Genomic DNA, 13,072 nt, shown 5'->3' on the forward strand with positions numbered 1-13,072 from the left:
CCCGGCCCGCCGGCGCCGCCAGCGATCGGCGGTGCCGGCGGGCCGGTGAGCCTGACGATCATCCGATCAGTGACATGAGCCCGCGGCCGTCCACCCAGGTGCCGGTGGCGTCGACGAACCTTCCGTCCGACCACCGCAGGATGCGTACCGCCGTGTTGCAGACCGCCGGGAACGCCTTTATCAGGGTGCCGTCACAGGTGAACGGATGGGCCATCACGTTCGGATGGTCCCGGGCCGCCCTGAACGCGTCCCGCAGATCTCCGGAGGTCGTCTGTGTGATCTCGGCGAGCAGTGACCGTACCGCGAGAACGGTCGAGAAAGACGCCTGTGACAACGGCGAGCGCGATGCTTCCGGTACATTATCACGGAATGCTTTGGCATCCTTGTCATCACCGGTCGAGTCGAGCGGAAGATAGCTGGAGGCGAAGTTCATGTTACTGGTGGCCTGGCCGCCGGCACGTGCCACCGCGGCCGTCGCACAGGAGCCGACGAAGTATATCGGTGCTTTCACCTGAAGGCTGCCGGCGGCCTGGGCTATACGGGCACACGACTGGGCCGGGAAAACAACGACGATCGCGTCCGGGTTCCCGGACGCGACCTGGCTGACCGCCGGGGCGAAGTCCGCCGTGTCCACTTTCTCCGATACCAGCTGGATCTCCGAGACTCCTTTCTTCTGCAGGATGCTCCTGGATCCCTGAATGGCGGCGGTCAGCAGCCCGGGCAGGTCCGCGTACAGGGCGTGAACCTTTGTGACATGCCTGGTGGTGGTCAGGTACTCGGTGATCCCGAGCAGTTCCGTGAGCGTGCCACCGGTCAGCGAGAAGGAGTTGGGCGAGCTCAGCTCCCCGCTCAGCTGGGGTGATCCGCTGACATAGGGAATGCCGGCCTGCTGGTAGAGCGACATGGCCGCCTCGGTGCTCAGATCCACCCCGCCGACCACGGCCACGGGGCCCGCGGCTATGAGCCGGTTGGCACAGTCCTGGGACGACTCCGGTGAGCCATTTGTTGCACAGGGGACGAGTTCGAGCGGCCGGCCGTGAACCCCGCCAAGCACGGCGTTGGCGTAGGCGACGGCCCTCTCGGCAGCTATTCGTGTCTCGGGAAACGACCCGAGCGGGGTGTTCTCCATGGAGACGAAGCCGATCTTGACAGGTGGCCCGTTCAGGTGGTTTGCGGCCTGACCTGGGCTGTTGGAGCCGCTGCCGCGCTGGCTGGTGCACCCGGCGAGGACGGCCAACGTGACTGCGGCTGCTGCGACGACACGGCGGGACAGCGTCATATTGCCAGAAGTTACACTGCCTTAGCCCACAAGGCACCGTGTTGGTCCGCAACGGGCTGCCCTGTCGATTGGAGAGCGCTGTGTCCACGTATGTCGCGGCACTGATCCTGGGTCTGGGCGCGGGCGCGGTGTATGCGGCGCTGGGGCTTGGGCTGGTGCTGATACACCGCGCCTCGGGGGTGGTCAATGTCGCGCACGCCGCGTTCGCAATGTACGCCACCTACCAGTATGCGGAACTGCGGGACGTGGGGGACATCGTCCTGCCCGTCGTGGGTCTTCCGCCCCGTATTCATCTGACCGACCGCCCCACCTTCGCGCTGGCGTTGGCCGTGTCGCTGGCCATGGCCGCGCTCCTCGGCCTGCTTGTGTACTTTCTCATATTCAGGCCGCTCCGGCACGCCCCGCCAGCCCTGTCCCTGGTCGCCTCGGTCGGCCTCATGATCGCCCTCCAGGCGCTGGCGGTACTGCAGTTCGGGTCGGACAACAGGTTCATCGATTCCGTACTTCCGCAGAAATCTTTCTCCGCGTTCGGAGTGGCCCTTCCGGTCGACCGTCCGCTGCTCGCGGTACTGGTCACGGGCATTGGCATGATCATGTGGGCGGTGTCCCGCTGGACGCTGTTCGGGCTCGCCACCAAGGCGGTCGCCGAATCCGACGAGGCGGTGGAACAGTTCGGTTACCGCCCGGAGGCGGTCGCCGCGGTGAGCTGGGTCGTGGCGTCCGTACTCGGCGCGCTCGCCGGGATACTCGTCGCCCCGATCAGCGTGTTGAGCCCGTCCACCTACACTCTTTTCATTGTTCCCGCGCTCGCGGCGGCGCTGCTCGGTGGGCTGTCGTCGTTCGGCGCCACCATTGTCGGCGCGCTGCTGCTCGGCATGCTCCAGTCGGTTCTCCTGCCTCTGCAGCACGACGTCCCATGGCTCAACCAGCCCGGTCTGCGGACGCTGTTCCCGTTGCTCGTCCTCATCGTCGTCGCGGTCACCCGCGGCCAGCTCATACCCGGGCGGGCCAGGGCCGTGGCAGCGGTCGCGCGGCTGCCGCGCGCGGAGCCGACCGGACGTCCGTTGCGCGATCTCGCCGTCCTCGTGCCGGCCGGAACGCTCACGCTGCTCGTTCTCAGCGGCCCCTACCGGCTGGGCCTGGAACGCAGCCTGGCTGCCGCCGTGGTGTGCCTGTCCTTCGTCGTGCTGACCGGGTTCGCCGGCCAGCTCTCCCTCGCGCAGATGTCGCTGGCCGGGGTGGCCGGGTTCCTGCTGGCCCGGCTGCAGGGCGGTCTGGGCGTGCCGTTCCCGCTCGCGCCGCTGCTCGCCACCGCGGCGGCCACCGTCGCGGGCCTGGTGCTCGGGGCGTTGTCGCGGCGGATCCGAGGGGTCGATCTGGCCATCGTCACGCTCACCGCCGGGGTCGCCTTCCAGGAGATCGTTTTTGTGAACCCGTTGATTACCGGTGGGCTTGCCGGCTCGGTCGTCCCGCCGCCGGAGCTCTTCGGCCTCGACCTCGGGGTGGCCGGGAAGGGCTTCCCACGGCTGGGGTACGGGCTGCTCTGCCTTGGCGTGTTCGCGCTGTGCGGCTTCGGGGTGGCCCGGCTGCGCGGGTCCACGTCGGGCCTGCGCATGCTCGCGGTCCGCTCCAACGAGCGGGCGGCATCGGCCATGGGCGTCGACGCCGCCCGGACCAAGCTGCTCGCGTCCGCCGTCTCCGCCGGGATCGCCGGTCTCGGCGGATGCCTCATCGGTTACGGCCAGGGCAGGCTGTCGTTCGACTCCTTCGGGGTGTTCGCGTCCCTGTTCTTCCTGGCGATCGCGTCGGTCGGCGGGGTGATGAGCGTGCGCGGGGCGATGCTGGGCGGCCTGCTGGCCCCCGGCGGTGTGGTGTTCACGGTGCTGGACAACTTCGGCCATCTCGCGCGCTACCAGTCGTTGCTGTGCGGTGTCGCCCTGGTCGTCCTGGTGGTGGTGCGTCCGGAAGGGCTTGCCTACGATCCACGACAATCGAAGCCGGCCCGGCGGCTGGCCCGACATGCCGAGGTGGCCCGGTGACCATACGTCTGGACGTCGACGGGCTGTGCGTCCGCTACGGGAAGGTCGAGGTCGTCCACGACGTGTCGTTCGCGCTGCGTGCTGGTCGGGTGACCGGCCTCATCGGGCCGAACGGCGCCGGGAAGACCACCCTGATAGACGCGATCACGGGATTCACCCCGTCCAGCGCCGGCCGGATCATCCTGGACGGGACGGTGCTGAACACACTGCCACCGCACGAACGGTTCCGCCGGGGCCTGGCCCGCACCTTCCAGTCCCTGGAACTGTTCGAGGATCTCTCCGTCGCCGAGAACCTGGCGGTCGCCGGGCCGGAACCCGCCTGGACGCTGGAGCTGGGCGCGGTCGCGGAGCAACTGCCGGCCATGCTCAACCACGACGAACGGCTCGCCGTCGGCCTCGGCCGGGCGCTGGCCGCGGGTGGCCAGGTGCTGCTGGTGGACGAGCCGGCGGCCGGCCTGGACTCGGCCGCCCGATCCGTCCTCACCGGCCGGATACGACGGCTGGCCGAACGTGGCTGCGCGATCCTGCTCGTCGACCATGACATCAAACTGGTCTTCGAGGCCTGCGACGACGTCGTGGTGCTCAGCGGCGGCCGGATGGTCGCGCACGGCCCGCCGGCGGAGATCCGCGAGCGCGCCGAGGTCCGTGAGATCTACCTCGGCGCTCCGCCGGCCAGCACGGTACGGCTGCCCACGCAGGCCCGGCCGGAGCGGGCACTTCTCGTCGAGAAGGTCGTCAGCGGGTACGCGGGTGTTCCCGTGCTGCACGACCTTTCGCTTGAGGTCCGGGCCGGCGAGGTCGTCGCCCTGCTGGGGCCCAACGGCGGTGGCAAGACGACCCTGGTCCGCACGGTGACCGGGACGATCGCGCCGTTGGGCGGCCGGATAACCGTGCTCGGGCAGCCGGTGCGGCGGGCGCACCCGGCCAGGCTCGCCCGCCGCGGCCTGGCGGTGGTGCCGCAGGGCGGCACGCCGCTGCGCGGCCTGACGGTCCGCCAGATCCTGCGGCTGGCTGTCGGCCGCCGGCCCGGTGACCAGATCGAGAAGACGCTGGAGAGCTTCCCCACCCTGCGCCCCCTGCTCGACCGTGGCAGCGGCGAGCTCTCCGGGGGCGAACGGCAGCAGCTCGCGCTGGCCAGCGCCGTCGCCCGCCGGCCGCGGCTGCTGCTGGTCGACGAGTTCTCCGCCGGCCTGGCGACCGATCTCGCGCTCAGCCTGCTGGCCGTCCTGCGCCGGCTGGCGGACGAGCACGGCACCGGCATTCTGCTGATCGAGCAGCATGTGTCGCTCGCCCTCGCCGCGGCGGACCGCGGGTACATCCTCGACCGGGGCCGGATAGCCTTCAGCGACACCGCGGCGGCTCTCGCCGCCGATCCCGACCTGATCAATGGAAGCTATTTCGGGATGGGTTAGGGCGTGGGTGGACGTGAACGGACAGCGGCATGAATGACCACGATCCGGCGGCTGGGACGGCCACGCCGGCCGGGACGGCCGGGACGGCCCGTCCGGGCAGCGTGCTCGCGGTGATGGCCCATCCCGACGACGCGGAGCTGTGGGCCGGCGGCACCCTTGCCCTGCACGCCCGGGCGGCCGAGGTCACCGTCGCCGTCCCGCGCAACACCGCCGACCGGATGGCCGAGGCCGCCGCGGGAGCGCGCATTCTCGGCGCGTGCCTGCGCGTCCTCGACCCCGAACGGCTCGCCGTCGAGCTCCAGGAGCTGTTGGTCGAGCTCTCTCCCGAGATAGTGGTGACCCATCCGCCGGCCGACGTCCACCCGCGCCACCGGCGGGTCGCGGCGGCCGTGCTCGAGGCCCTGCCGCGGGCGGTGCTCGCCACCGGCTGCCCGCGCCGGCTCTACACCTGCGACAGCTACAACTCCCTGACCATGGACGGCCCGGTGCGGGCCACCACGATCGTCGATGTCACGGCCACCTTCGACGTCAAGCTCCGGGCACTGCGTGCGCACGGTGGCACCCAGCCGATCAGCGAGGAGTTCGCTCCCATGGCCGAGAACCTCGGCCGGCTGTGGGGCGCTCGGATCGGGGCCGCCTACGCCGAGGGCTTCGTGGCCCTGCCTGTCCTGGGGCGGCTGCCCGGTGTGACCCGTCTCTGACGGCTTGCTGACGCCGGAAAAATCGATCTTGTTTGATAGATCTTCCGTTTGGCTGATCTCCGCCGGCGCGAGCCGGTATTCGGGCGATCAGTACCCACTGGGCCCGGTCCGAGGGCGGGGCTGAATCGATCATGTTTCTTCCGTGATGGGCCCACGGGGCCGGCTGCCTGGCTGGGCCGGTGGCGGGGAGCGCGTGAATACCGGCGTGGGCGGAATACCCACCGCATACCCACCGCACGCCGGTCGTCCGGCCGGGTGGACAAACCCGGGCGGTCCGCCCGGGCGTGACCTGGCTATCAGTTTCCCGGCCCGGTGGCCGGGCAGAAAGGCCCTGAAGATCCGGATTCTTCTGCCGCTGTCTTACCGGCTGCCCTGTTCGTGGCGTGGTCCAGATGTGCCCCGCGGGTGGGCATTTGGCGGGACACTTCGGGTATATTTAACTCTCCGTAATCGTCATTACTGTAAGGATTGGATTCGTCGCCCACAGGAGTCGCCGATGAAGATCGTATATGTGATCCTCGTGTGTTCTCCGAAAGATTGGATCTTGAAAATTTGGCCCGGGTTGGGCTAGGTTGATCTATTGATGTGACGAGTATCACAGTGTTGACAATGACCTTGAAGATCATTTAATTGTGCCGAATCGGTCTTTCAGGGCAAAAGGGAAAGAGGCAGCCGGGACGGTGGTGTCGTCCCGACTGCCTCCGAGGCCCTCGGTGCCCTGTCCGGCGCCGGAACGTAGAGCCGGTTCCTGTCACGGAAACCGAATATGATGTCGCCTTCAGTAATCAGGCGGTCCGGGTCCGCCGGCTCCGTCCGGCCGGCGGAGCCGGTCCGAACCGGAGCCTCCGACCTGGAAGGATCATGGCTGTGTGGCCTGTGGAGCTGCCCGCGGGCCGGTCAGGCTGAGCCGACAGCGGTCAGCGCGACGCGGGCGTGATCCGTGAGATCGGCGGCTCCGGGGTATCCGGTAAGTTCGATCTCACGGCACAGCGTCGCCACATCTCTGCCGGCCATACCGGAGTCGAGAAGGGCCGCCTGTTCGACGGCCTGGTGCCCGAGCTGAACCGCTGCTTCGGCATCTCCGGCCCGCACGTGCGCGACACCCAACCTGGTCATGGCTTCCACCCGGGCGCGCGGGAAATCACCGGCCAGGCCCTCGGCTGCGGCATCCAGGTAGGGAATCGCGGCGGCCCCGTCGCCACTGGACAACAACGCCTCACCGGCGAACAGTGAAATACAGGGCGGCACGCACCAGTAAATATGCGGCGGATCCTCTGCCGGCTGAGACTGATTGATGAGATGAACCGCGTCCTCGGCAGTTCTTGCGGCCGAGGCGCTTTCACCCGCCCGGCCGTACGCGAGAGCGAGCGCGCCGGAGATGGCTGCTTTCTCGGTGGCGGTCATCGCGGTGCGGGCGCCGGCCTGGGCCGAGCGGAGCATGGTGATGGCGTCGTTCGGGTCGCCGTACCAGGACGCCTGCTCGGCCATGCAGCGCAGGATGTTGGCCCCCAGCGCCGGCTGCCCGGCCTCCCCAGCGGCCCGTAGCGCCACCATCCACAGGCGCTGGGCGCCCCCGTGGTAGCCGCTGTCGAACGCGGCCCAGCCCGCCAGCCGGGCGAGCTCCGCGGCGACGGCGTACAGCCGCGCCTCGTGGGCGTGGCCGTACAGCGCGGTCCGCAGGACGCGCACGGCGACCCGCAGCTCCGCCATGGACAGCTCGTATATGTCATCTCCTCCGAGAACGTCATCCATTCGGCGAAGCGTTTCGACCCGCCGCTCGAAGCCGGCGACGAGCGAGTCGCTCACACGCTTTCCCTCGAGTGTCGCGGCGAGCCCGGCTGAATCGGTCATGAGCCAGTGGTGCGCGACCGATGTCAGTGCCACGCCGGACACACTCAGAAACTTCCGCCTTTCCATGTTGGCGGTCACCTCCTCGAACCCGACGTTCAATCCGTCAGGTCTCCACAGAAGGTCGAGATCGGCGTCTGCCCATCGAGCCTCCCCATCGTCAACTGAATTGGCCAGGAGTGCCAGGGCCCCGCTTTCGGGCCCGGTGTAGTCGCACGCCCAGCCTAGGGCAACGACATTCGTGCAGTAATAGCGAGCAAGGAGATCACAGTGTTCCCAGCTTGGGCGCTTGCCGCCCTCGTACTCCGAGAGGCGCTGTGCGGTCAACGCATCCCACGGTCTACCGATGTCCTCGGCGAGACTCTTGATCTCTTCCGCTGCCCGCGCCAGAGACAGGCCGCGGATCTGGCGTGCATGCTGCAACGGACCGATGGTAACCCTTCGAGGAGGCATCTGACCTTCTCCCATTTGGCCGTCATGTCAAGGCATGTACTCGGAACGTAGCCAACCCCCCCACCGGAGTCTAAGGACCCGCGGTCATCTGTGGTGAGTCGTTGTTCCTGGTTGGCCCGCGGGGGAGCACCTTGATTTTTCCCGGATTCCGCCCCCGCGGGTATTCGTCGGCCCCGTATGCGGCCCCGGCCGGAACCCCGCCACGGTGGGACTCGGGCACACGCGGAGTATCCGGACGGTGATCGTGCGGATCCGTGAACTGGCCGGTAGCTGTACCACCGGGCCCTGAATTCCACCATCCCGAACGAATCAGGAGCGCCGGCTGTTGTCCTCCAGGCCTTATTTCCGGGTTCCGCGGGCCTCCGTGGGTACTATTCCCGGATCTCGCGTTCGGAAACATTGTGAGTAGACAGCAACATGGGCCGGCCATACGCTTCTGCTCGATTTAGTCTTCATCTCGACGCGACCACAGGACGGTGTCGTATGGGTAGCAGAGTTCTTGTGCTGGACGCCGACGGCGAGTTGCGCGGCCAGTTCGAGGACGTGAACTCCGCATACATGTGGAGCCGGGTCCAAGCGCAGGAGCCGCAGTCCGCGGAGGATTTGGAAGTCTGGCGCCAGCGCAGCGCCTGCCGGGACGAGGACCCGGAGCTGTTCTTCCCCGTCGGTACCACCGGGCCGGCCCTGCGGCAGCTGGAGGAGGCCAAGGCCGTCTGCCGCCGCTGTCTGGTGATCCGGGAATGCCTCAACTGGGCGCTTGGCACCGGGCAGGACGCGGGGGTGTGGGGCGGCCTGGACGAGGACGAGCGCCGTGCGCTGCGCCGCCAGCTGGTCAACCCGCCGGCGCCACGGGTACCACGGTGAGCACGCCGACGTTGCAGCGCATCGCAGCCCCGGTGCCGATGGCCGCCGCGATGGCCGCGGCGATGGCCGACTGGCAGCACACCGCGGCCCGGCTATGGATAGCCGCACGTGAATATGCCGAGGCTGTGACCTCGGAAAGCGATGTCATGACGTCGCTCGCCCGGTTGATCGCCGACGGCGCGCCGGACGAGGAGATCGACCAGGCCCGTGCCCTGCTCACGCATCTGAGGGCTGTGCGCGCCGCCGTCGGCCGGCGGCTGGGCCTGACCGAACTGTCGGACGAGCTGGCTCGGGCCGGCCGGGAGCTGCTGTCCGCCGCCCCGTCGGCGGGGGAGTGCGCGATCCCACGGCCTCGGCGGGGCGCGGTCTGATGATCCGACTCGCAGGGGCGGCGACAATGATCGTCGACCGTCCTCGAGGCGCGGGCCGCGGCCCGCGGGGAACGGTCCGCCGCGGTCCCGGCGTACCGGGACGCCCACCCCGTGGCGGGAACGCCGGCGGGTTTACCGGAAATGCGGGAACTGTTACCGCGACGAAATATTCACTGCTCGTCCGGGCTGGTTGCGGCCGCCCCTTCCGGGCCGGCGCGAATCCGACCGGGAATCGTAACGACATAACGCCACGTGGATCTCCGTGCCGCACGCCGGCCACCTCGGCCGCGACCCGGTGGAGAAGGGCGGGCGCCCACCGCCCGCCGGTTGCGCCCGGCCGGTTCGGGGCCGGCTCGCGCGGCCGGTGACCATGTGGTGAAAAAAGCTCCCCAGGTGACCGCCGACAATGGCCGTGGCCCCTGGGTGAGACCCCGGCGCGGGTCATCTGGCGCTCCCCTCCGCGGATGGATGACCCGCGCCGGCCGGTACAGCCGACCAACTCACCAGATCGGATACCACTGTTTTCCCGCTCCGCCCGTGACCCCGGAGGAGAACATGGCGGGGTGGTGATCCGACTCCTTCGGAGCGCCCGCGGGCAGGATGTCACGAAATGACACTCCTGCCCGCGGGCGCTCCTCATCCTGCGTTGCGGGATTCTTGCCGCCGCCGCGAGTGCCGCCCGAGTGTGAACGACGCGACAGGTAATCCAACCTACTTGCGCACGAGTGACACGAGTGAAGGGAGCCGGCTGTGACGAACTGGCACGTGCGGTCCTACGACACCAACGATCACACTGCGACGGTCCATTTGCTTGAGGAGGTCAGAGCCGACGCGGAAGGACCGTCCTTTGACCTGACCGACACGATTCTCGCGCTGCGGGAGGGCACCCCCGCGGTCGTTGCCGTCACACCTGACCAGTTCGTGGGCGTCGCGGTCGCGAAATACGAGCGCGGGCACGCCCAGGTGGTCGCGCTGGCGATTTCGCCGGCCTGGCGCTACCGGGGGATCGGATCCGCCCTCCTCCAGGCGCTGGAGAACCAGCTGCTGCACGCCGGGCACCGCCGCATCACGACACTGCTCGCGCCGGGGCAGTTCGGTGAGCTGGCCTTCCGTAACCGGGGATTCGCCAAGACCGGACTCACGCTCTACGAGAAGTACGAACCGCTGCGTCCGGCGGACGTCACGACCGTGGAACGCTGGGGCGGCACCCTGCTGACCGCGGCCGAGTGGCATGGGCTGGCCGGTATGGCCGACGGCAAGAGGCTGGTGGAACAACGCCTGCTGCTGCCCATCAAGGAAAACGAACTGGCCGAGACGTACGGGGTCGTCACCCCGACGGCCATGCTCCTGTTCGGGCCACCGGGCACCGGTAAGACATCGTTCGCCCGGGCGGTGGCGGCACGTCTGGAGTGGCCGTTCGTGGAGCTGCTGCCGTCCCGGCTGGTCGCGGCGGGCGACGGCAACCTCGCCGCGGAGCTGCGCACGGCCATCACCGAGCTCATGCAGGTCGAACGGGTGGTGGTCTTCATCGACGAGGTCGACGAGATCGCCCAGTCCCGGGACGCGGTGGGGCCGGAGAGCCAGTCCGTGGTCAACGAGCTGCTGAAGGCGATCCCCCAGTTCCGCAACACCCCGGGGCGGCTGCTGATCTGCGCGACGAACTCGATCGCGGCGCTCGACCCGGCGTTCGTCCGCCCGGGCCGCTTCGACCTCATCCTCCCGGTCGGGCCGCCGGACGCGCCCGGACGCCGCCTGCTGCTCGACCGCTTCCTCGAACGGATCGACAACAAGCAGGTCGACATCGAACCGGTGGTCGCGGCGACGGAGCTGTTCACACCGGCCGATCTCGCGTCCATGGTCCAGCGGGCGGTGGCGGCGGCCTTCCTCCGCGCGGTCGACGAAGGGGAGCGGCTGCCGGTGAGCACCGAGGACCTGCTCGCCGCGGCCCGCTCGTCACGGCCCACCATAAGCGCGGAGGAGCTCGAGCGCTTCCGCGCCGACGCAAAGATCTTTGCTCGTAGCTGAAGCAGTGTCTGCCTCCACACCGTGTTCCCCCCGCTGACGGTCTGCCCAGGCCGGAGAGCACCCGAGGGAAACCATGGTCGCGTGCTCTCCGGTCGACTGTTGCCGATCTTTCTTTGAGGTCCTCTCCGGTGGCAGACGTGGGTGTGCCCGCCTCGCTGGCCGCCCGGCCGTCGGCCCTATGCGGATCGGGAAGCCGCGACGATCCGCGGGGCGGCGGCCGGCGCAGGCCCGGCTCCGTTGTCGGTGGCGGGCCGGTATCGGCCACCTGTCGGGTTCACATCATTCGTCTGCATTGCCACCGATGGTGCACAGTTGATGTTCCCGTGTCTACTGCGGCCCAGCAGTGTTGTGTTGGGCATGTCTTGTTGGCGACTGCAACCTGTAGCGCAAGCGTCGATGATCTCCTGTGCATGGCTGGATCATGGTGGTGTCGCCGCTCGCCCGGCGGTGGGCGGCGGGGTGCGGCCCGGCCCGCGTCCCTGCCGCGTGGCGCGGCTGGCCCGTGGCCGTATCGTGGTGATCGGCGTTTCCTTGTTCGTTGGTTGTGGTCATGATGGGGACAATGCGGACAGTGCGGACAGACGGAAACGCGGTCACGGCGACCGACAGCGGCCCGTTGGGCCCGTTGGGCCTGCTGGTCGTGCTGGTCGTCGCCGACATCGTCGTCCCGCGGATCAACCTCACCGGCTTCTACGGGCTGGTGCCGCTGCTCGCCTCGGCCACCGGGGCGCCGGTCGTCACCGTGATCGTGGGGCTTGCCGCGGTGGCCGCGGGCGTGGTGTCAGGAGTCTGGGAGGACTTCGGTAGCGGGCAGCACGTCACATCCTGTGTCCTGGTCGCCATCCAGGCCGGTGTCGCCGGCTACGTCGCGGTGACGCGGCTGCGCAGGGAGAAGGAACTGGGACGCGTCCGCGCCGTGGCCGACGTGGCCCAGCGGGCGCTGCTGCCGGCCGTCCCAGGGGCGGTTGACGGGATCGCGTTCGCCGCCCGCTACCTCTCCGCGGCGGCCGAGACCCTTGTCGGCGGCGACCTGTACGAGGTGGTGACGACGCCCACCGGCACCCGGATGATCATCGGGGACGTGAAGGGCAAGGGGCTGCCGGCGGTCCGGCTGACCACGGTCGTCCTCGGCGCGTTCCGGGAGGCCGCCGTCGTCTACCCGGAGATCGAACGGGTCGCCGAGGCCTGCGCCCGGGCGGTCTGCCGGGAGGCGGGGCCCGAGGACTTCGTCACCGTCCTGATCGTCGACGTCCATCCGGACGGGATGCTGCGAATGATCTCGGCGGGGCACCCGCCGCCCGTGCTCCTGTCCGGGGGCTCCGCCCGCCCGGTACAGATCATCGAGCCCAGCCCTCCGCTCGGTATCGCCGAGCACTTCACGGTGACCACCAGCAGGTGGGATTCTGGTGACCGGCTGCTGCTGTTCACCGACGGCCTGATCGAGGCGCGCAACAGCGACCGGGCCTTCTTCCGCCTGGACGACCACCTTGCCGCGCTTGCGGCCGTCACCCTCGACGCCGCGCTGGACCGGCTCGTCTCCCACGTGCACGGCCATGTCGGCGGCAACCTGCACGACGACCTCGCCCTGCTCATCGCCGAACGGCTGCCCGTGCTGACGGCCCGGCCGGTCGAACGTGCCGGAACCCCGCACGACCGGACCGCCGGACTGGTGTAGGCGGGTACGGGCGGGCGTGCTCCGCGCTGGCGGCGGCCCCGGGGCCCCGGCCGGCCCAGGTCGTCCACTTACACGCCCTCCGTCTTTTTTGTCACTTCCTGTTTCGCGCGTCGTTAGTCATCTCACTCCTGGCTCGTGCGGGCACCGTTGCCGGGACGGCCCGGCTGTGGGCCGGCGCTGACCGCGACCTGCTGCCAGGCCGCCGCCCAGCCGCCAGCGGCCGCCGGCAGCCGGCCCGGGTACCGTTCCCACGTGTATCCACCCGGTAAAGGACGGGTTTCATCCGCCGTCCGTTGTTACGTGGTTTGTGGTCTCCCGTATCGGCATCGGGAGCTCGGCCGGTACGCTTTGACGCGAGTGGGCGAGAAAGGAGATCTGACGGTCGTGGTGCGTCTCACTCGAGAA

The 13,072-nt window shown here is 69.1% G+C and carries 9 protein-coding genes; 7 read left to right on the forward strand and 2 right to left on the reverse strand.

From position 1 onward, the window contains the following. Positions 1–58: 58 nt before the first annotated feature. Positions 59–1,279, reverse strand: coding sequence for an ABC transporter substrate-binding protein (locus AC5LSR_RS02210; RefSeq protein ID WP_250286893.1), 1,221 nt, complete (start codon positions 1,277–1,279; stop codon positions 59–61). Positions 1,280–1,359: 80 nt separating this feature from the next. On the opposite strand from AC5LSR_RS02210, the gene AC5LSR_RS02215 reads away from it, so the two are divergent. The 3 genes from AC5LSR_RS02215 to AC5LSR_RS02225 are packed head-to-tail and all read left to right on the forward strand — an operon-like array spanning position 1,360 to position 5,431. After that, entirely contained in the window at positions 1,360–3,318 is a 1,959-nt protein-coding gene (locus AC5LSR_RS02215; protein WP_250286896.1) for a branched-chain amino acid ABC transporter permease, read from the forward strand. Beyond that, positions 3,315–4,730 carry an ATP-binding cassette domain-containing protein gene (locus AC5LSR_RS02220; protein WP_250286898.1) on the forward strand — a complete coding sequence of 472 codons (1,416 nt, stop codon included), beginning with the start codon at positions 3,315–3,317 and terminating at the stop codon, positions 4,728–4,730. The genes AC5LSR_RS02215 and AC5LSR_RS02220 overlap by 4 nt, the downstream gene beginning before the upstream one ends. Before the next feature lie 29 nt (positions 4,731–4,759). Then, positions 4,760–5,431 (forward strand): PIG-L deacetylase family protein, encoded by a 672-nt coding sequence (locus AC5LSR_RS02225; protein WP_250292682.1) that lies wholly within the window; start codon positions 4,760–4,762, stop codon positions 5,429–5,431. 897 nt (positions 5,432–6,328) lie between these two features. On the opposite strand, the gene AC5LSR_RS02230 is transcribed toward AC5LSR_RS02225, so the two are convergent. Then, positions 6,329–7,732, reverse strand: a complete 1,404-nt coding sequence (locus AC5LSR_RS02230; RefSeq protein ID WP_250283026.1) for an NsdA family TPR-like regulatory protein — start codon at positions 7,730–7,732, stop codon at positions 6,329–6,331. A 483-nt stretch (positions 7,733–8,215) separates the two neighbouring features. Between AC5LSR_RS02230 and AC5LSR_RS02235 the strand changes: the two genes are divergently transcribed. The 4 genes from AC5LSR_RS02235 (at position 8,216) to AC5LSR_RS02250 (ending at position 12,667) form a co-directional block, all read left to right on the forward strand. Further along, on the forward strand, positions 8,216–8,596 hold the full coding sequence (locus tag AC5LSR_RS02235) for a WhiB family transcriptional regulator (protein ID WP_493464409.1): 381 nt from the start codon (positions 8,216–8,218) through the stop codon (positions 8,594–8,596). Then, on the forward strand, positions 8,593–8,967 hold the full coding sequence (locus AC5LSR_RS02240) for a hypothetical protein (RefSeq protein WP_250283024.1): 375 nt from the start codon (positions 8,593–8,595) through the stop codon (positions 8,965–8,967). Before AC5LSR_RS02235 ends, AC5LSR_RS02240 begins: the two co-directional genes overlap by 4 nt. A gap of 750 nt (positions 8,968–9,717) precedes the next feature. After that, complete coding sequence (locus AC5LSR_RS02245) at positions 9,718–10,992, forward strand: ATP-binding protein (RefSeq protein WP_250283023.1); 1,275 nt, start codon at positions 9,718–9,720, stop codon at positions 10,990–10,992. A gap of 562 nt (positions 10,993–11,554) precedes the next feature. Then, positions 11,555–12,667: a PP2C family protein-serine/threonine phosphatase gene (locus AC5LSR_RS02250; protein WP_250283021.1), complete on the forward strand. Its 1,113-nt coding sequence runs from the start codon at positions 11,555–11,557 to the stop codon at positions 12,665–12,667. Positions 12,668–13,072: the final 405 nt, after the last annotated feature.

This window comes from Protofrankia sp. CiP1_Cm_nod4, assembly GCF_982290645.1.

Excerpts from the sequence above, each read along its gene's own strand:
- AC5LSR_RS02230 (WP_250283026.1), bottom strand. The coding sequence starts at position 7,732 with ATGCCTCCTCGAAGGGTTACCATCGGTCCGTTGCAGCATGCACGCCAG.
- AC5LSR_RS02225 (WP_250292682.1), top strand. The coding sequence starts at position 4,760 with ATGAATGACCACGATCCGGCGGCTGGGACGGCCACGCCGGCCGGGACG.
- AC5LSR_RS02250 (WP_250283021.1), top strand. The coding sequence starts at position 11,555 with ATGCGGACAGTGCGGACAGACGGAAACGCGGTCACGGCGACCGACAGC.
- AC5LSR_RS02235 (WP_493464409.1), top strand. The coding sequence starts at position 8,216 with ATGGGTAGCAGAGTTCTTGTGCTGGACGCCGACGGCGAGTTGCGCGGC.
- AC5LSR_RS02210 (WP_250286893.1), bottom strand. The coding sequence starts at position 1,279 with ATGACGCTGTCCCGCCGTGTCGTCGCAGCAGCCGCAGTCACGTTGGCC.